This is a genomic window from Bacteroidales bacterium (assembly GCA_023228145.1).
GTDB lineage: Bacteria > Bacteroidota > Bacteroidia > Bacteroidales > CAIWKO01 > CAIWKO01.
On record JALOBU010000016.1, the window covers coordinates 40,526 to 65,615 of the forward strand.

At 35.2% G+C, this 25,090-nt stretch carries 16 protein-coding genes; 5 read left to right on the forward strand and 11 right to left on the reverse strand.

Features of this window, described 5'->3' with window-relative positions; all coding sequences use genetic code 11:
- Window positions 1–116: 116 nt before the first annotated feature.
- The 11 genes from M0R16_09115 to M0R16_09165 form a co-directional block, all read right to left on the reverse strand.
- Entirely contained in the window at window positions 117–1,613 is a 1,497-nt protein-coding gene (locus M0R16_09115) for a B12-binding domain-containing radical SAM protein (protein ID MCK9613040.1), read from the reverse strand.
- 924 nt (window positions 1,614–2,537) lie between these two features.
- Window positions 2,538–3,737, reverse strand: a complete 1,200-nt coding sequence (locus M0R16_09120; protein ID MCK9613041.1) for a M20 family metallopeptidase — start codon at window positions 3,735–3,737, stop codon at window positions 2,538–2,540.
- Window positions 3,738–3,749: 12 nt separating this feature from the next.
- On the reverse strand, window positions 3,750–6,974 hold the full coding sequence (locus M0R16_09125; GenBank protein MCK9613042.1) for a hypothetical protein: 3,225 nt from the start codon (window positions 6,972–6,974) through the stop codon (window positions 3,750–3,752).
- 254 nt (window positions 6,975–7,228) lie between these two features.
- On the reverse strand, window positions 7,229–7,984 hold the full coding sequence (locus M0R16_09130) for a tetratricopeptide repeat protein (GenBank protein ID MCK9613043.1): 756 nt from the start codon (window positions 7,982–7,984) through the stop codon (window positions 7,229–7,231).
- A gap of 6 nt (window positions 7,985–7,990) precedes the next feature.
- Window positions 7,991–9,874: a BatD family protein gene (locus M0R16_09135; protein ID MCK9613044.1), complete on the reverse strand. Its 1,884-nt coding sequence runs from the start codon at window positions 9,872–9,874 to the stop codon at window positions 7,991–7,993.
- 215 nt (window positions 9,875–10,089) lie between these two features.
- Window positions 10,090–10,773 carry a tetratricopeptide repeat protein gene (locus M0R16_09140; GenBank protein ID MCK9613045.1) on the reverse strand — a complete coding sequence of 228 codons (684 nt, stop codon included), beginning with the start codon at window positions 10,771–10,773 and terminating at the stop codon, window positions 10,090–10,092.
- A gap of 12 nt (window positions 10,774–10,785) precedes the next feature.
- Window positions 10,786–11,757 carry a VWA domain-containing protein gene (locus tag M0R16_09145; GenBank protein ID MCK9613046.1) on the reverse strand — a complete coding sequence of 324 codons (972 nt, stop codon included), beginning with the start codon at window positions 11,755–11,757 and terminating at the stop codon, window positions 10,786–10,788.
- An 82-nt stretch (window positions 11,758–11,839) separates the two neighbouring features.
- Window positions 11,840–12,844, reverse strand: a complete 1,005-nt coding sequence (locus tag M0R16_09150) for a VWA domain-containing protein (GenBank protein ID MCK9613047.1) — start codon at window positions 12,842–12,844, stop codon at window positions 11,840–11,842.
- A 3-nt stretch (window positions 12,845–12,847) separates the two neighbouring features.
- Entirely contained in the window at window positions 12,848–13,852 is a 1,005-nt protein-coding gene (locus M0R16_09155) for a hypothetical protein (protein MCK9613048.1), read from the reverse strand.
- A gap of 2 nt (window positions 13,853–13,854) precedes the next feature.
- Entirely contained in the window at window positions 13,855–14,730 is an 876-nt protein-coding gene (locus M0R16_09160) for a DUF58 domain-containing protein (protein MCK9613049.1), read from the reverse strand.
- A 51-nt stretch (window positions 14,731–14,781) separates the two neighbouring features.
- On the reverse strand, window positions 14,782–15,777 hold the full coding sequence (locus M0R16_09165) for an AAA family ATPase (GenBank protein ID MCK9613050.1): 996 nt from the start codon (window positions 15,775–15,777) through the stop codon (window positions 14,782–14,784).
- A gap of 277 nt (window positions 15,778–16,054) precedes the next feature.
- On the opposite strand from M0R16_09165, the gene M0R16_09170 reads away from it, so the two are divergent.
- The 5 genes from M0R16_09170 (at window position 16,055) to M0R16_09190 (ending at window position 25,000) form a co-directional block, all read left to right on the forward strand.
- Window positions 16,055–17,197, forward strand: a complete 1,143-nt coding sequence (locus M0R16_09170) for a T9SS type A sorting domain-containing protein (protein ID MCK9613051.1) — start codon at window positions 16,055–16,057, stop codon at window positions 17,195–17,197.
- 153 nt (window positions 17,198–17,350) lie between these two features.
- Window positions 17,351–18,769 carry a carboxypeptidase-like regulatory domain-containing protein gene (locus tag M0R16_09175; GenBank protein MCK9613052.1) on the forward strand — a complete coding sequence of 473 codons (1,419 nt, stop codon included), beginning with the start codon at window positions 17,351–17,353 and terminating at the stop codon, window positions 18,767–18,769.
- A 60-nt stretch (window positions 18,770–18,829) separates the two neighbouring features.
- Entirely contained in the window at window positions 18,830–20,182 is a 1,353-nt protein-coding gene (locus M0R16_09180) for an outer membrane beta-barrel family protein (GenBank protein MCK9613053.1), read from the forward strand.
- 19 nt (window positions 20,183–20,201) lie between these two features.
- Window positions 20,202–20,963: a GLPGLI family protein gene (locus tag M0R16_09185; GenBank protein ID MCK9613054.1), complete on the forward strand. Its 762-nt coding sequence runs from the start codon at window positions 20,202–20,204 to the stop codon at window positions 20,961–20,963.
- Between the two features lie 386 nt (window positions 20,964–21,349).
- Window positions 21,350–25,000: a hypothetical protein gene (locus M0R16_09190; protein ID MCK9613055.1), complete on the forward strand. Its 3,651-nt coding sequence runs from the start codon at window positions 21,350–21,352 to the stop codon at window positions 24,998–25,000.
- Window positions 25,001–25,090 lie beyond the last annotated feature (90 nt).

Consider the following 25,090-nt stretch of genomic DNA (forward strand, 5'->3'; position numbering starts at 1 on the left):
AGGATTGTGCCCTGAATCTGGGTGGCTCCGACTTAGTAAATGCTCCTGACAATTTTTATATAAAGTCTATTAAGTAATGGTATAAGGTAATAAGAAAAATTCAGTAAAAAGCACTTTTACTTGTTATTTCTTTTACGTAAACCGTATATTGTTCTGAAGTGATACCCATAAATGGATAATGTAATTGCGTCAACTAAAGATGAAGGCCGCCTGAATAATGTCCAGAACATGAATTTCCAGAAATCTCTGCGTCCCTTGTTGATAATGCCAATAATCAACACAGATTTTATAAAAGCTATTAACGAATGAAAATCAAATTTCACAGGGTTAACAACGACAGGTTTATAATTGAGCAAAAGTTTCCTTATCCTTTTGTAATAAGGCTTTGTGTTGTATATATTCCGGATTATTCTTTTGTATCCTGCAATCAGTTCCTGATAATTCATCCGCGGAATGAAGTTCATAGACATATCGGTATTATTGCCCGAAGAGTTTTCTTTCGTTAACCTTTTTTCTCTTATCATACGTTTGTAAAGTTGTGTGTTCTTTGGGGCACTCAGCAATCCGACCATGGCAGTAACTATTCCGCTTTGCTGAATAAAATCGATCTGGCGTCTGAAAACCGAAGGAGAATCGCTGTCAAACCCGACAATAAACCCGCCGGAAACCTGCATACCAGACTGCTGTATCTTTTTTACGCTTTGCAAAAGATCACGGTCATTGTTCTGTACTTTATTGCATTCGTGAAGGGATTTTGTTTCCGGTGTTTCAATGCCGATAAATACTGAATTAAAACCTGTTTCAGCCATTAATTTAAGCAATTCATCGTCATCAGCAAGGTTAATTGAAGCCTCTGTATTGAAAGTAAAAGGGTTGTTGCGCTCAAGCAGCCATTCTTTCATCGCAGGCAGCAATTCATTTTTAATGACTTTTTTATTTCCAATAAAATTATCGTCTACAACAAATATATTTCCTCGCCAGTTCAGTTCGTATAATTTTTCCATCTCACCCAGTATCTGTTTTGTCGTTTTCATTCGCACCTTATGCCCAAGCAAAGAAGTAATTTCGCAAAATTCACAAGCAAATGGACACCCCCTGGTAACCTGTATGCTCATAGAGGCATAGTGACCTTTTTTTAATAACTGGAAGTCAGGGATGGGTGTTGAGGTGAGTTCTGCGAACTCGCTGGTTTTATAAATTCTTTTCGGCTGCCCGTTATTTAAGTCATTCAGAAAAAGTGGCAAGGTTATTTCAGCTTCATTGAGAATCAGATGGTCAATCTGCGGGTAGTTCTGATAATCCTGAGTAAACAAAGGGCCACCTGCAATGATTTTTACGCCATACTTCATACACTCACTGATAATAAAGTCCACCGACTCTTTTTGTATACCCATAGCGCTAATCATCACATAATCGGCCCAGAGAATATCCTTTGCACTCAGATGACCTATATTCAAATCGACCAGTTTTTTTTGCCAGTTAGCCGGAAGCATGGCTGATACGGTAATTAATCCAAGTGGGGGCAAGGCCGCTTTTTTTGAGATAAAACGCAATGCATGCCTGAAGCTCCAGAAAGAATCGGGGTAAAGGGGGTGAACTAATAATACTTTCATTGTTTAAAAATTGTTTTTAATAACTGTTTCTGAAATTACCTGCCGACACTTTATTTGTTAAAAAGTACATGGATGCCTGTGATGAAATGGCAAATGGTTTTCGGTTTTTTTTTACAGAGGATAAAATGAATGAGGGTTATATTATCACAGAACTTTTATGCAAAGAAAGTTAAATTTTTGTTATAAAATGTAATAATCTCCCGGAAAAGAATAGTACAATTCACGAATTTTCTAGTGTGACGACCTTTAAAGAGGTATATTTGATTTTTATGGGGCTTGCCCCCGCAATTTTATAATAGCTTGATGTGCTTAAGTAAAGGATATTTATTTTTTTTAACCAGAAAACTGTCAATTGTTAAGGAGCGCAGGGTACGCTTTTTGTGTCCAGGAACAGGTTTTGTGGATTATTCAAATGTCGCGGTAAAGGTTTGATATAAAGCAGGTAATAAGTTAAAAATCAAAAGGTTTTGTGCTGTATAAAAGGTTTTATGATTTTACTGTTAATGTTTTTTGAATACAATAAAAATAATTGTCATTCCATTAAAAAATAGTTTCTCAGATTTAAGGATGTTAAAATTCTGTCTGCTTATTAATTGCTCAACATCAGCAGTCTAAACATATTCAGATTTAAAGGGAAGATATTAAATAGTTTCATAAAGCGAAATGTAGTAAATTCTAGCCTGGTATTAAAATTCATTTTGTCTTTGAAACAGGCAGTTTCAGAAATAAATAAGCTTCCAGGTTTCAAAAATTCATATCTCAATCCATTGAAGACCTTCACGCAGCGTGCCCAAAGCATACCGGCGACTGGTTTTTTACCGGTAATTATCCCACACCCGGTGGTAATATAGTTGTAAGCTGTGCTTTTATAAATTATATTGAAAAATGAAATGAGCGGAGCTACCAGCCTGTTATGCAAAAGAGTTATTCCTTGGCCCCAAGTTCATTTATTGCAATCCATGCCATAAGCCCCATTCCAGTTTCCAGTGATTTTTCATCCACACTGAATGCCGACGTGTGAATATTGTAAATTTCTTTTTTCTTAGGTTCTTTAATACCAAGGCGGTAAAAACAGGAAGGAATAGTGTGTGAAAAATAGGCAAAGTCTTCAGCTGTCATTCTTAAATCAATTTCTTCTACATTTTTTTTCCCTAAATAATTTTCGGCATAATGTTCTACGCGGTGTGTGAGCCTTTCATCGTTAAAAAGAAAAGGATAACCTTCGTCAATAAATACATTTGCGCCGGCGCCGAAAGCAGCAGCAGTATTCGTTGCTATTTGTGTGATGTTTTCATGCGCTTTCTGCCTCCATGCTTCATCAACAGTCCGCAGCGTACCTTCGATAAACACTTCATCAGGTATTATGTTGGTTTTGCCGTTGCCGAAAATGCGGCCGAAAGATAAAACTGTCGGTATTGTTGGCGTTGCCATGCGGCTTACAATATCTTGAAGGTTAATAATAATATGAGAAGCTACAACCACTGGATCAATATTCATTTCTGGAGTAGCTGAATGACCTCCTTTGCCTTTCACGGTGATATAAATTTCATCAGTAGATGCCATGGATTTTCCATATTTTAGCCCGATTTTTCCTGTGTTGATGGAAGGATGCACATGCTGTCCAATCATACAATCAACTTTCGGGTTTTTTAATACACCTTCTTTTATCATAACAATAGCTCCTCCGGGATATTTTTCTTCTGAAGGTTGGAAAATGATTTTTATATTTCCGCCAAAATGATTTTTTATGTTGTTAAGAATTTTTGCACAGCCTATTAGGGATGCCATATGGATGTCATGGCCGCAGGCATGCATAATCCCTTCATGTCTCGAACTGAAGTCCAGGTTGTTTTTTTCGTTGATTTGCAGAGCATCCATATCAGCCCTTAATCCTACGGTTTTATTTCCAGGTTTTTTACCTTTGATAAGTGCAACAATTCCTGTTTTGGCGATGCCTCGTTTGTAAGATATTTTTTCTTTATCCAATGCTTCACAAATTATGTCCCCGGTTTTAAATTCTTCAAAAGCAAGTTCAGGGTATGCGTGTAATTGCCTACGGATATTTATAATTTCGTTAAGATATTTTTTTGAGTATTGCTGTATTTCTTTTTTTAATTGATTCATGCTATCACGATTTTAAAAATCAGTACTTAATGAAATATAAAATACGGGTTTCTGTATCAGTCCGTTTTCCACTCCCCAGGCCACATCAGCCCTGATAAAATATCCGAATAATTTCGTTCTAAGGCCAGCGCCAAAGCCGCCTACGATGGGGTCTCGCTTTTTAATCAAAGTTACCTGTATGGGGCCCCTCTGAACAACTTGTTGGGTTACAGTATTTTCTTCAGAATATGGGTTTAAACCCACCCAGGCAGTACCTATGTCGCCAAAGCCAACAATTTGAAGGTTAGTAATAAAATTATCCTTTAGGGGTTTCTTGGCAAAATAACGAACTATTGGAAATCGAAGTTCACTGTTAATTACGGCAAAAGTGGGGCCGTTACGGACATTCTGAACAAAACCACGCATGTTTGTCGCCAGGGTTTGGTATGTATAATTCTGTGTTTGAGAAACAACATTGGTGGTGTCAAACCCAGGTATTATCCAATTGTCAACACCTCCGAGATAGTATATAAGCTTATTTTTCCCAAAGGAGGTACTTGCAGCAAAACGGTTTGCCCAGATAAAAGTACGGTGAATCTTCTGATAATACCTGAAGTCGCAACCAAGTACAATAAGGTTGTTAAACTTTTTTTCAATCATTTGGTAATATTCCCCGAAAATCTTCCATCTCCACCCATAATAAATGTTTAATGTTTTATATTGAGTGTTATCATAAATCAGTTCTGCTTTTAATCCCGCACTGTACTTATGCAAATCAGGTAGTTGCAAATTGTAAATATCTGTTGAAGCAAAAATCAATTTATCATAACGCCCGTGGATAGTACCTTTTAAACTCAAAACTCTTGAAAAAGGCCATTTTAGAGTATAAAACAATGAATTTGAACGCATTTTAATAATAGAATAATATGTAGCACCTGTAAGAGCCTGACGATAATAAAACAAGCCTTTGTCGAGACGTTTTTTCAGGTTTTCAATACCGATAAAAAATTCGTTATTGTCAAGGCTGAATGAGATACTTAATCCGCCTGAAATCCTGAAGTCTTCGAGCAGGTCAATAATTCCAAGTTGAAAAGCCACATTAAATCCGGGATTCAGGTAAACCGGCGACCCTCCACCAGTGAAAGGTTGGTAAGAAGTGTTTAAATAATTAAAATCAATTTGTCCAACCAGTTGATTTATGGAGTATTCAACATTGTAGTTTTGCGCTCTCGGAATCGAAAAAGTTTTTTTGCGTATCACTGAATCTGCATAAAGAGAAGAATCAGATTTAATTTCTTTACTGAAAACATAGTTATTTATATCAATTTTTGATGTGTCGGAAATCATATCAATTTTGTCAATTAAAACATTGCCCTGCTTTTTATTTCTGTTTCGTGTTCTTTCTTTACTTTTTTTAGTTTTAATAATCTCAATTTCATCATAATTAATCATTGAGCTGTCAATGACCTCTTTTTCGGTCATGTGCTTTAAGTAAAGTGTTCTGTTATATGTGTTTAAAGGATTGGTTTTTTTTATTTGATTTGCATTTACTAGATCTCGCAAGTACATTTTATATCTTCCGTTTTCAAAAATTATTTCTCCGTATTTGGATGATTTAATATCTATATCATGTTCTATAATATTTCGATGGTAATCGGTTACAGCTGATGATAAGGTGAAATAACTATAATGTGTAGTGGTGTCAACAAAGTTGATGGTGCTGTCTATTCGTGCCAGATAACGGTTATATATTCCATTTTCATCGCTCAGGAATGAATATAGGTTTTGTTCATGTTGTGTGGGCATTATCTCGTTTGTGAACTCAGTGTTGGTGATTCTTCTTAAACCCTTATTTTTTGTTTTATAATCATAAATAAATATATCTGTATGTGATGGTAAATGTGTGATGGTGTCTTTATCGGAGGCAAGATTTGTTAGTACATCATATCGAATAGTATCATCAGGGCGGTTGGAACTGAATATTATAGCGTTGGAGTTATTCACAAACCTTGGATTAAGGTCGTCATAAATATCTTTTGTAATAGGCTCATAAGTGTGAGCAGCGAGGCTGTATACATAAATGTCTGTTTGTCCTTTCACAACTCCTGAAAAAACTATCAATTTTCCATTTTGTGAAAATGACATATCAAGAATTTTTTCCAGGTTAAAAAGTTGTTGTTTTTCAAAACGTTCCTCATCCATCATATACCAGTACATTAAATTTTTTCCTTTGTGTTCAAAAACAACGGAAAGGTATTTTCCAGAAGGGTGCCAGGCGAGCAATGGGTATGAGTAATCCACTTTTTCGTCAAGCTTATATCCACGTTTAAATATTTTTTTAGCTTTGTGTGTCTCAGTATCATACAGCCAAACTTTGTATTGTCCCATAACATTAGTGGTATATGCTGCAAACCTTCCATCAGGGCTTAGTTTCAACTGTTCATAAACGCAGCCCTTTTTAATGCGTTTTTGTAATGTTTCTCCTTCAGGCTTTTGACGCTCCAAATCTTCCTGCATATAAAGTTGTTCGTAATATAGCAGCCATTCTTTTGACAGATTTTTAAAAGGGATTCCGAGTACGTATAAAAAACCGTTTTCCGCATTTCTGCTGACTCTGGTAAGATATACGATGTTAGGTATTGCAGATTTCCCGTACTTGTCTTCAATGAATTTCCATATAGAATGCCCGGCATAAACAGCATCATCTCCGGTAAGCCCGTTATAACGCTTGAAATCATGCCTGAGTACTCCGTCTTTTACACTATTGTCAATTTCTGCATTCCAGTCTTCCGACAGATAAGATATCAATCCTAATGTAAACCATTGAGGAAGTGACATGAGAGCTGAATTCTTGATCATGGAAGTGATTCTGTCTCCATACATCATTTCATCAACAATGACCTGTGCGATACCTGCTCTTATTTGTTTTTCATAGTGGGTATGGCTGCCGTTGTAAAATAAAAAAACTTTTGAACCGACAATATGCGTAACTCCTCCGGTATTGTAATTCTCATTACTGATCAGCCCGATGTTGCTCTCCTGTAATTCGGAGAATTTGTTAAAAATGATGAATTGTATTTTCCCTTCCAGTTTGTATTCCAGCTTGCGCTCAACTTCTTTAAGGCATTTATTTGCATAGCGTGCTGTAAATATTGCCAGTTCCTTTCCATTCGTGTAAAAATATGTATCAAATTTATCAAATCTCATGAATGACCAGAACCTGTCAGAAAACTGAACGCGGTTTTTGCCGAAATTCATCTGAGAGCCATTATAAAATTGTGCAAATACTGGCAAAGCTAAAAAGGTCAACGATATGACTGCAATAAATTTTTTTTGATACCTGCGCATAACCCGGGCTCAATAATAGCGTAAAGTTACTTATTTTTAATGAAGAGTGTAAAGTGAAGAATGAAAAATTATATAATTAGCAATAAGTTGAAGCCGTACAGGGGGCTAAACGAAAATATTTTATGTTAAGTTGTTGTTTGAACTAATAACTCTTTATTTCGTTATTAGATAACTTCTACCACTGATTCCTGCACCCATCCATCACTGCCATTAGCAATCTTAATTTCTATCCAGGTTCCGACTTTGTCGGTTATTTTAACCTTGGTGCCTTCATGTATCACAAATATATCCTGGCTTTCGGCATCAGGTGAGCTTTTTACATTTACGGTAGGTTCGAAAATGATGGCCTCTTTTACAATTTGTAAATTGTGATACCGGCTGTAAGCGTTACCTGCGGAAGTTATTGTAAAAACCAGAAAGAAAATTCCCAGCCAGAAAAAAACCTTACGAACAGCAACGGTATTCCCGATAAGATAAACAGCAAGGGAAACAAAAAACAAAAATATAAAAACGATACTTAGAATCGCCCATGTATCTACCGAAAACCACTGTTGAAATACGTTCCACCAGCGTTTGTAAAAAGGTATGGGCAAGGCTTCTATTTTGTCAATTATTTTGGTGTTGGCAATATTGATGTTATAGTTAATTTTTTCGTTGGAAGGGTCAAGTTTCTTTGCCTTCTCGTAATAGAGCAGAGCAGAAGGGTAGTCGTTTGTTTTGAAATAAGCATTACCAAGGTTATAATACAGTTCAGGAGACTCAAAGCCGTTGCTGATAATTTTTTTGTAAAGCTCGATGGCAACACTGAATTTGTTTTCGGTGTATGCTTTATTTGCATCTGCAATAATCTCCTGATTCACAGAAGCAGAAGCTAAAAAACAGCTTGTCAAAAAGACTATATGGATGAAAAGTTTTTTCATGACAATTTACCTCAACTCCCTTTCTGTTTTTGTAATAATTTCCAATGCTTCGTTGTATAATGTTTCCATACCTTTTGAAGCTTCTGCGGGTGCGAAACGTGCAAATTCACAGTCGTTAAGGATTTCAATGAACTTATTACGTATTACTTCTTCAATATTTTTTCCTGCAAGTGTTTCTCTTGCGGTATCCAGCGAAAGTTCAGAAAGAGGTATCGAAAATTTATCACACACGTAGCCCCATAATGCTTTAGAAAGTTCCTGATAAAACGGTTCTCTCTGGGTTGCATGCATAAATTCATTGGCTTGTTTTAGCCTTTTAAGTGCAACTTTAGTGGCGCGTTTATGCCTGAGCAAGGAGGCGTTGCTCTGGAGTTTAATGTAACGGCGCATCAGTATTACAAATGCAATAAATAACAGAAGTGGAATGAGAAGTAAAATAAAATACAAACCGGAACCGAAAAAGAAATATCCTATCGGGTAAACTTCAAAGTCTTTATTTTCTATGAATTTAATATCACTACCGATGTATTTTATATCTTCTTTTCCAGCACTGCTGATGTATGCTCCACCGCTGCCATCACCTTTGCCAACCTTCAGGTTTAGTTCTCCTGAAGTCAGGCTTTCATAAGATTTATTGTTTTTATTGTAGTAACTTAATGTTATGGGCTTAAGAGTATAATTGCCTGGCGTGCGGGGAATGATAAGATAAGTAAAAGTTTTTGACCCTGAGATTTCATTTCCGGAAGAAATGTTTTCAGAAAGTTGAGGGTCATATACTTCAAAATCGGGTGGGAATTCAACATTCAGGTTATCTATCAGATTTAAATTGCCTTTGCCGTTAAGTGTTATGGTCAGGTTAACAGCTTCATTGGCTTTTACTTCTGTTTTGTCAAGTTTTGCAGACATGCTTAAGTTACCCACAAGTCCACAGAAATCTTCGGGTTTGTTGGACGGCAAGTCGCTGACACTGATGCTTAGTGAATTGGATTTTAATGTCTTTTTAACTTCCTGATATCCGCTGGTGAATGCATTCTGAAAAAATGGGTCGTTAAAGAAGGGGTCGTTGAAAAAATTTCCAAAAGGGTTATTTGCTTTTTTCTTAACAAGTATTTGTGCGATACATTCTACTTCGAGAGGCTCAATACTAAGCTTTCCGGCTTTCTGAGGGAATAATGCGACTTTGCGTATTTCGGCTACAGTATATTTTTGTCCGTTAATGGTTTCTTCATACTGGTTAACTTTGTCCCTGTTTTTTAGAAGGTCATAAGACCAGAACCCTGAAAAAGAAGGTAATTTCTGAATAGAGTATTGAGATATAGGGACACGGGTATATATTTTATAGGTAACCGTCAGTTGTTCTCCCTGCAATACAGAAGTTTTGTCTGCCTGAACTTTTACAAAAAGGTCGGTTGCGGAAGCATCGGCAGTTTGAGTTTGCTGGGTTTGCTGTGATTGCTTATTTTGCTGCTGAGTATTAGTATTTTTACCAGTATTTGTTACTTCAATAGTAAGGGAGTTGGAAGAAATCCATTGTCCGTTAACTTTAACTTTTGCAGGCTCGATTGAGAAATTTCCAGTTTTTTCAGGCACTATCGTATATATCCAGCTTTCGCTGCCGCCACCATTCTGGACAACCTTGCCATTGACAATCATTGTAACACCTCCGCCGGATGTTCTTGATGTGCCTATGACTGAGAAATTAGTAAATGAAGGTTTCTGAAAACTTTCGCTTTTTCCACCGGATAAAGAATAAGTAACCTGAATGGAATTGTTCAGCCCCATAGTTTTTGCACTGGCAGTAGCTGTTAGTTTCTGAGCGTAAGAATATCCTGAAAATGTAATCATTAAAACCAAAAAAAGAAATGTTACTATTTTCTCTATCTTCTTCATGCTAATTGATTCCTGACTGCTTTATTTTTTCAAAACTCGATAAAATTATAAAATAAAAAATAAGCTGTTGTGCAATTTAGAGCATAAATTCTTACGGTCAGATTGAGCAAAGTCGAAATCTGAACCTCCCATTCCCCGATTACCTTTGATATTACTGTGTTTCATTATTTAATAACACAACAGGATAAATAATACTAGTTATTTCATTCATAAATTTACCAGTCTTTTTCTGTCTTATAATTCTGATTTTTTAAAAGTTCTTTATCCATTTTTTCTCTTAGATTTTTTTCTTTATTCTGCAGTGCATTCAACATACGTTCGGCATCTTGTTTTGATATTTGCTGTTGCTTGTTTTGTTGGGTATTGTCCTGCTTCTGCTCTTGTTTTTGGTTCTGATTCTGCTGGTTTTGCTGCTGTTGTTGTTGCTGCTGCTGTATCATTCTTTTAGCATATTCCAGGTTGTATTTGGTATCCATGTCTTTGGAGTTAATACGTAAAGCGTTTTTATAAGATTCAATACCTTCCTGATACTTTTTCTGCATCAGCTGAGTGTTTCCAAGGTTATGATAGGATTTTGCAACAACATCTTTTGGTATTTCCGATTCGGCAAGGTTCTGGAATATTTTTTCCGCCTCTTCATATTTTCCTTGTTTGTACATAGCATCGCCAAGATTAAAAATGGCTTTATAATAGTTATTATTTTTTTCAAGCGCTTTCCTAAAGTTGATTTCTGCAGTTTTGTAGTCTTTTTTATCGTAAAGTTTATTTCCTTCCCTAAGTTCTTTAACGGCTTTTTGGGCTAATAATGGAGATATTAAACATGACAAAAAAAGTATGGCTATAAGTAAAGTAAATCTTTTTATTATACAAGGTATATTATATGATTTTTTTTCTCTCATGTAGCCATTAATTTATGAAAGTATTCGTTTTTTTTCAAAAAGATTTAGGTTGCGTGTAAGTCTTGTTGTTCTTTCCAGTATCATTAGTTCAAGAATTATCAAAAGTAATGCTACTGCAACAAAATAAATGTAAGTATTGCGGTATTCAGAAAACACTTTAGCTTCGTACTCTTTTTTCTCAATTTTATTTATCTCATCGAATATTTTGTTCAGTCCGGCGTCGTTGGTACTGGCTCTGGCATAAGTTCCTTTTCCTGCAGCTGCAACCTGTTGAAGCATGGTTTCGTTGAGTTTAGTTACAACTGTGTTTCCCGAATTGTCTTTTTTATATTCAATATTAAATCCATTCATTCCAATGGGAATAGGAGCACCTCCGGGGGAACCAATACCTATTGTATAAACTAAGATTCCTTCCTTTGTGGCATTTCGGGCAGCTTCAATGGCATCATCTTCATGATTTTCGCCATCAGATATGACAATGATGTTTTTTTTGTTTTTACTGTTTTTGTCGAACGAAACAGCTGCAAGGTTTATGGCTTCTCCTATAGCGGTACCCTGCGCCTGAATTATATCCGGGCTGGCTTCCTGAGCTAGTAATTTTGCAGCGGCGTAATCTGTGGTAATAGGTAAAAGCACTTGAGCTTTCCCCGCAAAAACAATAATACCTATCTGGTCGTCTTCAAATTTATCCACAAGTTTTGATATGGCCATCTGTGACCTTACAATTCGGCTGGGCTTTATATCCTGTGCCAACATACTATTTGAGATATCAAGAGCAATGATAATATCAACACCCTTCCGTTTTGTAGCGCTGAGTTTTGAACCAATTTTTAGGTTTACAATAGCAAAAACCAGCATGGTAAATGCAAGTAACAATAGGATAAATTTCACAACCAGTCTTGTCTGGGAATAATCAGTTATGATGCGGGATACTACAAATGTGTCGCCGAAACGTTGTATGGAATTTTTTTTCCAACGTAGCATCAGCCAAAATACCAATACAAAAAAGGGTATAAATAAAAGCGTAAATAAAAATATGAGATGATCAAATGCTACCATTTTCTTATCAGGGTATTTTTTTAAAAACTGTCAATCGTAATGTAATTTCAAGTGTGAGTAAGCATAATGCAATAAGAACAAAAATAAAATATTCGTCTTTTTTATTTTGAAATCTTGTTACATCAATTTTTGATTTTTCTAGCTTATTGATTTCATTATATATGTCTTCAAGCTTCTTTTTGTTTGTTGCTCTGAAATATTTTCCTCCTGTCATTTCAGCCACTTGTGTAAGCAGGTTTTCGTCAATCTGAACATCAATATTTTGATATTGTATTCCGAAAGGTGTCTGGAATGGGTAGGGTGCTTTGCCTAAAGTCCCTACTCCGATAGTATATACACGTATGCCGAATTTTTTAGCAATTTCTGCTGCAGTCAGCGGGTCAAGTGAACCTGTATTATTGATTCCATCTGTCAGTAGAATAATAACTTTACTTACAGCTTTGCTTTTTTTAATGTGAAAAACTGATAACCCCAGTCCGTCGCCTATTGCAGTACCGTCAGTTATCATACCGCTTTTTACTTGGGCAAAGAAAGACTTTAACACGGTATGGTCAACGGTAAGCGGGCATTGGAGAAAGGCTTCGGAACTGAAAATTATCAGGCCCATTCTGTCGTCAGGCCTTCCGTCAATAAACTGTATGGCTACTTCTTTTGATGCTTCCAGTCTGTTAGGTTTAAAATCTTCTGCCAGCATACTTCCTGAAATATCCAGAGAAATAAGTATATCAATTCCTTCAACTGTTATATCGCTTTTATCCAAGCTTGTCTGCGGACGTGCAAGAATAAAAATAAGAAGGGCGATTAACAGCATCCTCAGGATAAATGGCAAGTGTATAAGTCGTTGCCGTAATGAAGGCTGTATGTTTTCAATATGTTCCGACGATGAATAGCCTAATTCAGGGGTGCTGTTTTTGTATTTGTAAATATAATGAAATACCAAAAGGGGAATTATAAGCAATAGTAAGAGGAGCCATGGCTGGGCAAGATATATGTTGAGTATGCTAAGTATCATTGCTTATTCACTTATTTTTTTATCTTTATCTGTTGAAGTAGTATTTTCTGGTTTGGACTCAAAGACAGGCTGTGGTTTTGTTTGCTCAACAAATACAACACCATTTTTCAGGCTTGAGTCGTGCTCGTCGGGTAATGGTTGAAATTTAGCAAACTTTACCATATCGGCAAGTACAAGTATTTTTTCCAGCCTGCGGATTTCTCCTTCCGGTATTTGTTTTGTTTTTAATGATGCAATTACATCGAACGTAACCATCTCCATAGCTTCAACATGAAACTGGTCTTCAAGATAGGTACGTAAAATATCCGTCAACCTTGTATGAAATTCTTTGTTTTTCCCTGCTTGCCAGAGTTTTTCAATACGAAGGTTTTCCAGTTCTTTGAGCGCTTTTTCGTAAGGAGGTATCTTTGGCTTTTGTGGCAGGTTTATGATGGGTTCTTTTTTGCGTATCTTTCTGATTATATAAATAGCAGCAAAAAGTATAGCCAAAGCACCCAATCCCAGTAAAACCCATGGCAATATTTCTCTCCAGGTTAATGGCTCTCCCAGAGGTGTTTTAATGTCTTTGATGTCTTGCGTGGTATCCACGGCAACAGTTCTTACATAAAGCATTATAGGCATTGTGCCAACAAGGAAATTTGATGTGTCATCAGGCATTTTGTATGAAAACACCAGGGGGGGAATCGCAAAAGCGCCGGAGTCAAATGAAACAATATTCAGTGATTGAGAAATTGTAGTATATTTCTTATCAGCAGAAAAGCTTGTGTCCATTTTCATACGCGACACTACTTCAATTTCTTTGGTAAGTGTGTCGGCAATAAACGGGAAAGAAGGCGTTGCTTTTGATGGGAAAGTGAAAGAATAAGAATATTTGACTTGGTCCCCAATCAATATATTATTGGAATCTAAAGAAGCTATGGCTTCAGGTTTTTGTGAAAAAGTTAATACAGGGGTAAAACAAAAAAACATAAAATTTATTAAAACCAGCCATTTAGCGATATGTTTCATAACTATAACCTTGAACCTCTTTTCTTAAATAGTTTAATAAGCGGTTTAATAAAATCTTCATTGGTATTTATAACAGCCACATCCATGCGGCTTTTCAGAAAAATACCCTGAAGTCTTTTTTCGTGTTGTTGCCAGCGGTATTTATGTGTTTTGCGGAACTCTTCGGATGAAGTATCAACCCAAAAGATTTTATTGTTTTCAAAATCTCTAAGCCTGAGCAATCCTACTGACGGCATTTCTGTTTCCCTTTTGTCAATGATGCGTATGCCCACAAGGTCATGCTTTCTGGATGCAATTTTAATGGCATCTGAGAAATTAATATCCATAAAATCAGTCAGCAGAAAAGCCGTACAGCGTTTTTTTATGGCATTAGTAAGAAAACGAAGGGGTTCGGATAACTTTGTCAGGTTACTTTCAGGCTTGAAATCCACAAGTTCACGAATGATACGCAAGATATGTGAAGTGCCTTTTTTTGGAGGAATAAACTTTTCAATGCGGTCACTGAAAAAGATTACGCCCACTTTGTCATTATTTTGTATTGCAGAGAAGGCAAGCACGGCAGCAATTTCTATAATTTTTTCGGTTTTAAGCTGTTGTTGCGTGCCAAAATTATTAGAACCGCTTACATCTATGAGGAGCATTACCGTGAGTTCGCGTTCTTCTTCAAAAATTTTAACATAAGGGTGGCTGAATCGGGCTGTAACATTCCAGTCAATGGAGCGAATATCATCGCCATAATTATATTCACGTACTTCGCTGAAAGCCATACCCCGTCCTTTAAAAGCGCTGTGATATTGCCCAGAAAAAATCTGGTTGGTTAGTCCCCGCGATTTTATTTCAATTTTCCGAACCCGTTTCAGTAATTCCGACGTTTCCACAAAATGAATTTAATCATTATACAATTTCAAACTTCTAACTTCCAACCTCTTTTATGGGACTTCAACAATATTTAATATTTCATTAATGATTTCTTCCGTTGTAATATTTTCAGCTTCTGCTTCATAGGTTAGCCCGATTCTGTGCCGTAAAACATCGTGGCATACAGCCCTTATATCTTCAGGATAAACATATCCTTTGCGTTTGATAAAAGCATAGGCTTTAGCTGCCAAAGCAAGGTAAATACTGGCGCGCGGTGATGCCCCATAGTTTATAAGCCCTTCAAATTTTTTCAGATTGTATTTTGAAGGGTAGCGTGTCGCAAAAACAATGTCGGTAATATAGTTTTCAATTTTTTCGTCAATATAAACTTCCCTTACTATAGCCCTGGCTTTGATAATATCGTCTGTTTTAATAACAGGTTTGGTAGCTAAAGCTTTGTTACCAACATTTTGCTTCATAATCAGCTTTTCTTCTTCCTTGTTGGGGTAGCTAATCACTACTTTCAGCATAAAACGGTCAACCTGGGCTTCGGGTAATGGGTATGTACCTTCTTGTTCAATGGGGTTTTGTGTGGCAAGCACAAGAAAAGGTTCAGGTAAGGGAAATGTTGTGTCGCCAATAGTTACCTGTCGCTCCTGCATAGATTCAAGTAAAGCACTTTGGACTTTTGCCGGTGAACGGTTGATTTCGTCTGCCAAGATAAAGTTTGCGAAAATAGGGCCTTTGCGCACGTTAAACTCTTCTTTTTTCTGGCTGTAAACCATAGTTCCGACTAAGTCGGCAGGTAACAGGTCGGGAGTAAATTGTATTCGGTTAAACTTTGCATCAATGGCATTAGCCAGTGACTTAATAGCAAGAGTTTTTGCCAGACCGGGAACTCCCTCAAGCAAAATATGGCCATTTGATAACAAACCTATAAGTAATCTTTCAATCATGTGTTTCTGACCAACGATGACTTTTGCCATTTCCATCGTTACTATATCCACAAAAGCGCTTTCACGCTGGATACGCTCATTAAGCTCTCTGATATCAATTACTTCCTGCATAATTTTAAATTTTTGGGACACAAAATTAAAAAAGTGATTTAGGGTATTTCAAGAGTTTTTTTGTTAAAAAATGTTAATTATAAACCTAAATATCCAAATTAATAACAACACTTTTTTTAAAAAAGTATGTGTGTAGAGAAAAATTTTCTTAAACATAAAAAATTATCAACAAAAAAGCAAAATGGGCATAACTTAAAAAAATATTTTTTGAAATTTAATCGAATAGTAATACATTTGTTGTGTTTATTTAAAAAATTTAAACCAAAAACATTTAAAAATGAGTAAAAAATTAATTGCACTGTTGATATCCATTATATTTTGCTATAATGCTGGGGCACAATGGGTAAATAAGTCATTTATATATGATTCACAAACGCGCAGTTATCGAGTTTATACAGCTCCCAATTATAATCCGGCAAACCCAGCATCACTGGTAATAACTTTGCACGGTTTAGGTGACAATATGACGAATTTTAGTACAGCATTGAAATTTAATTATATTGCCGACACAGCAAATATTGTGATAATTTGCCCTCAAGCTATTTCTGATGCTATAGCTGGAACCGCTTGGAATTCTGGTGCAGGTTTTATGGGATATTATCCAAATTCGACGGTCGATGATGTTGGATTTATTAATGCATTAGTTGATACAACCAAAGCAAATTACTCAATTGACTCTTCAAAAGTTTATCTGTGTGGATTTTCCATGGGCGGATTTATGACGGAAAGAATGGCCTTGCAATCAAACAGTAAGTTTGCGGCTTTTGCATCAATGTCGGGCACTATTGGTTCTGGTATTACGTCGTTTAATCCTGGGCGTCCAATTCGTATTGCCCATTTTCACGGAACTTCTGACGCAACAGTTGCGTTTTCTGGTAATTCTTATGGAGTAGATGCTGATTCACTTATTAATTTTTGGGTTTTAAATAATGGCGGCAGTTTCACTCATGATTCTATCCAGTATCTTAATACTGTTAATGATAACATAACTGTTGATCGCTTTAAATATTCTACCGGTAATCCAGACAATGAAGTGTGGTTTTTTAGAATGAATGGTGCTGACCACACTATTTTATACAAGCCAACAAACGACATTACTGAAATTTACGAAATGTGGCTTTTTTTCCGAAATATTATTGATCCTACGGCTGGAATTTATGCATCTGCAAGCGAGAAAAAGAACGTTCAGGTTTATCCTAATCCGGCTGCGGATTTTATTAATGTGATACTACCGGAAACATCAGAAAAAATAAAAGTAGAGATTTATTCTGTTCACGGAGCATTGGTTTATTCTGCAATAGTTCAAAACTCATTTCATCATATTTCATTGGATAAAGCTAAATTCCATAATGGAATGTATTTGATTAGAGTGTCCGGGGCATCTGTGAACTATACACAACAAATTATTATTCAGAAATAAAACTGTTTTACTGGTTTTAATCAAAGTTTTTGCAGATTTTTGAATTTTTTTTGAAATAAATGTAATTTATTTCATTTTGTTAAGTTTATATTGGCGATAAATGTAACAAATCTGAATGTCATCTCTCTATTAAGTGACCAATAAATAATTTAAGTGAAATCAACCAGAAAAATAATCTCAATATTATTGTTTGCTTTTTCAATAGTATCTTATGCGCAAACACCCCAGCGAGTAACCATTAAAGGTATTGTTAAAGATAATGATAATAACGAAGCAGCTTTTGCCACAGTGATGCTGCTTGGCCCAAAAGACTCCACATTGCAGAATTTTACACAAAGCAATGAACATGGCGCTTTTACTTTTAATAATGTAAAAAATACGTCATACCTGCTCAAAGTATCTCATATCAGTTTTTTGCCTTTACAGTTAGCCATAGAGCCTTCAAATACTGCAATTAATGATCTGGGTGCGGTGGCAATAAAGCCTATTGCAAAAGAGCTTTTTGAAGTGGTGATACGTGAAGCGAAAGCCCCGTTGACTATCCGGGGTGATACCATTGAGTATGATGCAACAACCTTTAAAGCCCCTCCGGGTTCTACGGTTGAAGACTTGCTTCGCCGCCTGCCGGGTATCGAAGTGGATATTTCAGGCAATTTGAAATCTCAGGGCAAAGATGTGAAGCGTGTGTATGTGGATGGTAAAACTTTTTTTGGCGATGACCCCACAGGAGCCACAAAAAACCTTGATGCAAATACGGTTTCAAAGGTACAGGTGTTCGACGAAAAATCTGAACAGTCGAAATTAACTGGTGTGGATGACGGGGTAAAAGAAAAAGCTATGAATCTGGAACTGAAAGAGGAATATAAAAAAGGCTCTTTCGGCAAAGTAACTGCGGCAGCTGGAGCTAATGAAAAAGGTGTTTTCAGATGGGCCGGACGAGGGAATTTTAATCGTTTTGATAAAAAAAATCAATTGTCAATTATTGCTTATGCAAACAATATTAACGAAACTGGTGTCAACTGGGAAGACTATAGCGAGTTTAAAGGCCAGTCCACTTTCGACCAGTACGATAACGGAGATTTTGGCTTTAGCAGCGGAAGAGGAAGATATTATAGTTTCGATGATTCCGACTCCCCTATGAATAATTTCGACGGGCGCGGCTTTACAAATAATTATGGCGGCGGGGTGAATTATAATTTTGACAATACGAAAACAAAATTTAATGTTTCGTATTTCTATAAAAACAACAACCAGAAATATGACCAGTTTAATTATAAAGAAACTTTATACAGTGATAGCTCATTTTTTAATTATGATACAACAAACTATTCCGATTACAGGCAAAATCACACATTATCAACACGCATTGAGCAAATTTTCGACTCTAACAATATTATTATTGCCAAAGCCAATGTTAGATATAGTTCTATTGGTGCAAGCTCTTTAAATAATAGCATTTACTCTGTTAACGATATTGATATTTTAAATGACTTATTTACAAATAACTCAAACGGTAAATATTCCTGGAGGCTTACAAGTGCTGCAATATACAGGCATAAATTTAAAGTTTAGGGACGCTCTTTTGCGGTAAGTGCCGCCTATAATAAAAACCCGGGCGACGATAACGAAGATTTGTATTCTTTGAACAGGTTTTTTATTAATGCTTACGAAGAAATCATTCATCGCATGTCTGCAAAAGACTACGATAAACAGCAGATAAAATCCAGCCTGCTTTATACCGAGCCACTTTCTAAAAAGTTTTTTATAGAATTATTTTATAATTTCAATACGATTAACAATAAAGTGAACAGGCAGATTACCGATGCTCTGAATAACGACATCAGAATTGACAGCTTGAGTGTTTTTTACACTAATGATGTGATGATAAACCGCCTGGGGGGCGATGTGCGTTATTCTTACAACGGGCTGAATATTATGCTTGGCGTGGCAGGGCAATACCTGCAAATGAAAGGAAAATATTCTGTGGATAAAGATATGCCTTTACTCACCGAACCCATCAATAAAAGTTATTGGAGCCTGAGCCCAAAATTTACCTTCACTTACGAATTCCCGAACAACATGTGGCTGGAATTTGATTATGGCTACGATGTTACGGAGCCTTCATTTGAATACCTTCAGCCTGTGCCAAATGTTTCGAACCCTTTATATCGCACAGAGGGAAATATTAACCTGAAACCGGAACGCACACACAATATTGGTTTTGATTATCATTATTACAATCCGGCATCATTTACACACCTCGGCGTGAACAGCAGTTATAATTATTGTGCTAATGGAATTTCTTATAATCATAATGTTGTGATGACAGACTCCATTGGCATCGTTACTGTTTCAACTCCTGATAATAATTCGGAAACACATAATGTGAATTCATGGATGTGGATTGGCTACCCCATCATTAAAACAAAATTTACCAACGACTGGAGCCTGGGCTTCTGGTACGATAATTCAGGTTCATACATAAATGATGTTTTTAATGAAAGCAATCAATACCGTTATTATTTGAACACCTCATTCAGTATCACTCCGGTAAGCAAACTTGTCATTGCTTTGTCGGGCAGGGCTTCCTTAATTGATTCACGCCTTTCCATAAATACAGAAAGAAATCAATTTATACAGTCATATACAGCAGGTTTGTCCTTGAAATGGCAGTTTACTAAGAAAACTTTTTTTGAGAGCAATTTCGATTATAAGTTTTACCGCACTTCTTTATACGATTATGATGAAAACATTCCCATCCTCAACGCTTCCATAAGACAGCTTCTGGGAAAGAAAAACAATTTTGAGTTACGCCTTGCGGCTTTCGATATCTTTGATAAAAGAAAATACATACAGCAATACAGCTCGCAAAACTACAACATCCGCTCTACGGCCGAAACACTGGCGCGCTACTTTATGTTGAGTTTCAGCTATAATATTAAAGGATATGAAACCAAGCTCAAAAAGGACAGGCATTTCTTTTAAAAAAGTTAACCATAAATATATGAAAAAGGCACTCATTTTCATGTTTTTTCTTAGTTTGATACCTTTCTTTTCAGGCAAAACTTTTTCACAACAAACCGAAGGAACTATAAAATACCTTACCACTTACGACTGGGTGAAAATGCTCAATGCCTGCGATTATCTGAGCAAGGAACGCAAGGAAAAAATCTCGTATATGTGGGGCAACCGTTCCGAGTGGAAGATATACGAATTGTTGCATTTCACTGCCAAAAAAACCAAATTTGAAGAATCGGAAGAAAGCGCAGACCCAAGAGAAGATGATGGCTATTCGGGACGTAAAGAAACTTTTTTTATGACCTGCGATTTTGAAAACAATACGATGTTTGATGCCATCACAACTCTGGGAAAAGTTTACCTGATTGAAGACAGTTTAAGGAAACCCGACTGGAAGATACTCAACGATATGAAAGAAGTGGCAGGGCATGTTTGCATGAATGCCTCGCTCACAGATACACTCCGTAACCAGAAAATTACCGCATGGTTTGCACTTGATATTCCCCTACAGGTGGGCCCCGACCGCTTTTTCGGCTTGCCGGGAATGATACTGGAAGTGAATATTAACAAAGGTGCCTGTGTGATCACTGCCGAAAAAATTGAAATGAAAAAGCTTTCCACGGAGTTCGACCTCCCTAAAAAACTCAAAGGGAAAAAAATTTCAAGCGCCGAATACCATGCAGTTTTGAAAAAGTTTTATGACGAAAAACGCCAGGCTGAAGAATTCCCATGGGGGGTGAGGTATTGATGCTTTTGCAAAACTCTGGTTGCTTCTGTGGAAGAATATGCCGTGCTTTTTTAACCACAGAGAAAACAGAGGAAAAAACAGAGTTGCACAGTGTTTTAATACCATTACTTGATATAGTTTAATGCATCTTTTTTATTGGACTATTACAGATACCGTATCGGTATAAGATAGTATTGAGATATTTTATTTTGGTAAAATAAAACTGTTTCTGAGTTTGCAAAATGTTGTAAATAATTTATTTTTGTAATAATAAAGTTGCATAATGTTGGGAATGCCATTAGTTTTTGGATGTAAAAGCTTACCAAAGGTTGGGTTATAAACGAGTTATGCCTCACCCTGAAAAAAGAGATGGCACCCCTTAGTAACATAGAATAGAAATTTGAATAATGATTAATTGGAAAGCATTTGAAGCAAAATATGAAAATCGAGAACAGTGGGCATTTGAACAAATGACTTACTTCCTATTTTGTATTGAAATCAATAATATTACAGGAGTTTTCAGATATAAGAACCAAACAGGAATTGAAACAGAACCAGTTGAAAAAGAAGGTGTCTTTTATGGTTTTCAGTCAAAATACTATACGACTTCTATATTTAAAAATAAAAATGACATTATAGATTCAATAAAAAAAGCAAAATCAAAAAACAAACCTTTAAATGTAATTTACTTTTATTTAAACAAGGAATTATCTGAAAGCAATAAAAAGGATAAGAAAAAACCACAATATCAAATTCAAATCGAAAATGAAGCTGACAAAGTTGGCATTAAAATAGAATGGAGAGTAAAAAGCCATTTGGAATTTCAATTATCACAACCTACAAACAATTGGATTGCAAATATTTTTGCAGGTGTAAATTCTATTTGTCCAGAATTCTTCAAAAGCCAAAATGAAAAAGAAATATCTAATCTTGGTCCACGATTTAATGAAGAATTAAATTTTGAGTTGCCAATAGCAAAATTATTTGATGTTCTCTCACACAATAATATTTTCTTTCAAAGATTTTTAATAACAATTGATAATTGGTTAACTGAGAAAAGTTACCGAAAACAAAAAGATAATAAATATTTATCAGAACTTGAACAAGAACTAGAGTCAATAAGAAAGGATTTGTTAGACTGGATTACTCGTTTTGAGTATTCTATAGATGAGCAAATACAATTTGCAAGTTTTCTTGATAGACTTCAACAACTAAATGAAAAAATATCCAACAAACGAAATGAATTGTACGAACAAAAAGATTGGAAAGGAGAACACAAAAAATTTGAAAATGAATTAGGAAGATTGAGAGAAATTGAAAATGAAAACTATGAATTTTTAAAAGAAATAGAAGACCTAAAAATTAATTTAGCAAATAATCCTACTTTGATTATTCAAGGTGATGCAGGTTGCGGTAAATCGCATTTACTTGGAGATATTGCAAGGCAAAGAAAAAATCAATCCTTACCAACAATACTTCTATTAGGGACAACTTTTAATAACTCTAATACTATTGAAAAAAACATACTAAATATATTAGATCTAAAATATAGTTTTAAGGAATTTCTAACCGACCTAAACAATATAGGACTTTTTATAAATTCAAGGGTGTTAATCTTGATAGATGCGATTAATGAAGGAGCAGGTGTTGATTTATGGAAAAATCAAATAGCAGGTTTTATAAATGAAATACAAAAGTATCCTGCAATAGGATTGGTACTATCTATTAGAAAAACCTATTTTGATGATATTATTCCGAAAGATTTCAAAACAAATTCCCAAATCAATATTATCACTCATGTAGGTTTTAAAGGTAATGAATATGAAGCATTGAAATTATTTTCTAAATTTTACGGTTTAACATTGCCAAACTTCCCAATTTTAAACCCTGAGTATTCAAATCCTCTGTTTTTACATTTGATCTGTGAGTACAGTAAAAATTTACCTGAAAAGTGTTTCCCAAAAGGCTTTAATGGTATTACTAAAATATATAATTCATACAAAGAAATACTGGATCTTAAATTTGGAGAAAAAAGACATGAATATAAAAATAGGAAAATTGTAACAAAAGCTATTGAAGTTTGCTCAGATGCACTTTTTAATACAAAATATGGTCAATTAGAACTAACTAAAGCGATTGATTTATTTGATGACAAATTTCCACGTTTTCCTCACTTACTTACTGACTTAATTGAAGAAAGTGTCTTTGTTAAAATGAGACCAGAATATGAAGAGTCTCGTAAGGATTTCATTTCTTTTTCATATCAGAAACTAGGCGATTTCTTTATGACAGAAGATTTATTACTTACGTATTCAACAAAAAATAAATTTATAAAAGCCTTTAAGGAAGAAGAGAAATTCAAAAGGATTAGAGATAATTATCAATGGCAGTACAATGGTATAGTTGAAATATTTGCTGTGCTTTTACCAGAGAAATTTGACTTAGAACTGTTTGAATTAATTGAATTATTTTATAATAAGAATGAAGATAAAAGAAATAAAGAATGGGAACAAAATCACACCTTTGAAGCGTTCACAAGAATACTACTAGATAGTTTAAAATGGAGAGATATATCATGTATTAACGAAGAAAAAATAACTGATTGGCTTGTTGATAAAGGCAGAATTGACAATAATGAATGGTTAAACACATTAACAGAGCTATCAGCGACCCCAAATCATCCTTTTAATAGTGATAGACTGCATGGGATATTAATGAATCAAACTATGCCAAAACGAGATAGCTTTTGGCAAGAGTATTTAAAGTATAATAATGGTCATGATGATAATAATTTAGCCTTTCCTCTTAGACGATTAATTGATTGGGCTTGGTCACAAAATATCTCTTCAAATGCAGATAATGAAACAACAAGATTAGTCGCTCAAACATTAGTATGGGTTTTAGCGAGTTCTCATATTTCATTGAGAGACCAAACAACAAAAGCACTAGTGAACTTATTAGAACAACAATCAGAAACACTTATTACTATACTAAAATCATTTGAGAAAGTTGATGATTTATATATATCTGAAAGGTTGTATGCAGTTGCTTATGGATGTATTTTAAGGACAAAGGAAGATAAATCAGTTGCAGTTATAGCGCAGTATGTTTATGATATAATCTTTAAAGAAAACAACCCGCCTACTCATATTCTTTTGAGAGATTACGCTCGTAATACTATAGAATACGCTATCTACAAAAATATTGAATTAGAGCTAGATTTGGATTTAATTCGACCACCATATAATTCAAAAATGCCAAATCTCCCACAGTGTGAAGATGATGTAAAAGAATTTCATCTTGATTATGAAAGTCCAAATTTTAAAGAGAATCATGGTTCTCAGCAAAATGCAATATATAGTTCAGTAATAAGTGGCATTGCCGATTTTGGTCGTTATATTGTTGATTCAGCTGTAAATCAATTTGCTTCATACTCATTCAGGGAAGATGAGACATATAAAATATTTTTAAAATCATTAAAAAAAGAACCAAGGGAGCTTGTAAAGGCATTATATGAATGCACAAATAGTCTAAAAGATTTTGATAATAGGACAGGATATCAAAAAAGAATAAACTCGAATTATTCAAAAGAATTTCAGAAGTATTCAGATATGCTGGAAGAACTAAAAAATACTTGTTTAGTAAAACTAAAAGAATTACTCGATAAAGAGCAAATAGATGTTCTTGAAACTTCAATCATACCTTATTTCAATAGAAAGCTAAATATTGAAAATAGAAGCGACTGGAGTATTAGATATTGGATTGTAAAGCGTGTTTTTGAACTGGGATATAATAAAAATATCCATGGGAATTATGACCGATCAGTTAGTGACTTTTACTATGCCAGACATGGAAATAAAGTTGAACGTATTGGTAAGAAATATCAATGGATTGCCTTCCATGAGGTTTTGGCGATGCTTTCAGATAATTACAAAGTAAATGACGGTTGGAGTTCAAGTAAGAATTTTCATTTCTATAAAGGTGCATGGCAATTTTCAATTAGAAATATTGATCCAGCCTATGTAAGCTTCCCTTTTTTTCGGGCCATTCAATCTTAGAGTTTCAAAAATACATTTTTTTCATTTAATACCATCATCGGTGTTTTATATCCCAAAGACTTGTGAGGTCTTTTGTAATTGTAGTCATAT

What these genes read in the sequence shown, in the direction of transcription:
- M0R16_09190 (MCK9613055.1), top strand. Translation starts at nt 21,350, where the DNA reads ATGATTAATTGGAAAGCATTTGAAGCAAAATATGAAAATCGAGAACAG.
- M0R16_09185 (MCK9613054.1), top strand. Translation starts at nt 20,202, where the DNA reads ATGAAAAAGGCACTCATTTTCATGTTTTTTCTTAGTTTGATACCTTTC.
- M0R16_09125 (MCK9613042.1), bottom strand. Translation starts at nt 6,974, where the DNA reads ATGAATTTCGGCAAAAACCGCGTTCAGTTTTCTGACAGGTTCTGGTCA.
- M0R16_09115 (MCK9613040.1), bottom strand. Translation starts at nt 1,613, where the DNA reads ATGAAAGTATTATTAGTTCACCCCCTTTACCCCGATTCTTTCTGGAGC.
- M0R16_09140 (MCK9613045.1), bottom strand. Translation starts at nt 10,773, where the DNA reads ATGAGAGAAAAAAAATCATATAATATACCTTGTATAATAAAAAGATTT.
- M0R16_09155 (MCK9613048.1), bottom strand. Translation starts at nt 13,852, where the DNA reads ATGAAACATATCGCTAAATGGCTGGTTTTAATAAATTTTATGTTTTTT.
- M0R16_09165 (MCK9613050.1), bottom strand. Translation starts at nt 15,777, where the DNA reads ATGCAGGAAGTAATTGATATCAGAGAGCTTAATGAGCGTATCCAGCGT.
- M0R16_09170 (MCK9613051.1), top strand. Translation starts at nt 16,055, where the DNA reads ATGAGTAAAAAATTAATTGCACTGTTGATATCCATTATATTTTGCTAT.
- M0R16_09150 (MCK9613047.1), bottom strand. Translation starts at nt 12,844, where the DNA reads ATGATACTTAGCATACTCAACATATATCTTGCCCAGCCATGGCTCCTC.
- M0R16_09135 (MCK9613044.1), bottom strand. Translation starts at nt 9,874, where the DNA reads ATGAAGAAGATAGAGAAAATAGTAACATTTCTTTTTTTGGTTTTAATG.
- M0R16_09130 (MCK9613043.1), bottom strand. Translation starts at nt 7,984, where the DNA reads ATGAAAAAACTTTTCATCCATATAGTCTTTTTGACAAGCTGTTTTTTA.
- M0R16_09120 (MCK9613041.1), bottom strand. Translation starts at nt 3,737, where the DNA reads ATGAATCAATTAAAAAAAGAAATACAGCAATACTCAAAAAAATATCTT.
- M0R16_09145 (MCK9613046.1), bottom strand. Translation starts at nt 11,757, where the DNA reads ATGCTACGTTGGAAAAAAAATTCCATACAACGTTTCGGCGACACATTT.